The organism is Pseudoalteromonas sp. MMG012 (assembly GCF_018100875.1).
Lineage (GTDB): Bacteria > Pseudomonadota > Gammaproteobacteria > Enterobacterales > Alteromonadaceae > Pseudoalteromonas > Pseudoalteromonas aurantia.
This window is the reverse complement of the sequence record NZ_JAGJEF010000233.1, coordinates 1-452: the sequence shown is the minus strand read 5'-3', so window position 1 is coordinate 452 and position 452 is coordinate 1. Positions and strand designations below refer to the sequence as shown.

Genomic DNA, 452 nt, shown 5'->3' with positions numbered 1-452 from the left:
CTTTTCAGCTAACCTGCGGCGCACATCTATGTATGTGCTATCACCACTCAATTTGCGGCGTATGTCGGTTTCAGTGACCGAGTGCCATCCATGAGCAAATTTTGATTGCATGGTGCCGTCGTGGCTGTGTAGCGGTATTTTTTTAGCATCAAACGATTGGCCGTTTTTACGTGCCAAAACCTCAGCATTTAAGCGCTTAATACGGCCTTGGTTTAAACTCCATTCCCAGTTACACCCCATGATATAACTCCGCATAGCTGCGCTCGGTAATGTGGCCGAGGCGGTTCATCCAGCCTTTTAAATTCGGGAGTTGTGTTGGGTCATCTAAGCAAATGCGGGAATAACGATACGCGCGGCGGCTAATCAATTTAGCGATTAAATGGTTAGGTAAAATAGCGTGGCACTTTTTAAGTGTGCGCGAGCCAAACACACCATCAACTGTGGCATCAACA

Annotated in this window: 2 protein-coding genes; both read right to left on the bottom strand. The window is 47.1% G+C overall.

Annotated elements, in window-relative coordinates; genetic code table 11:
* On the bottom strand, positions 1-240 hold a 240-nt coding region (locus J8L97_RS23205), incomplete at its 3' end, for a hypothetical protein (protein ID WP_211053087.1).
* Positions 230-452 (bottom strand): putative peptidoglycan-binding domain-containing protein (locus tag J8L97_RS23200; protein WP_282098580.1); only part of this gene is annotated, 223 nt, incomplete at its 5' end. The genes J8L97_RS23200 and J8L97_RS23205, both read right to left, overlap by 11 nt.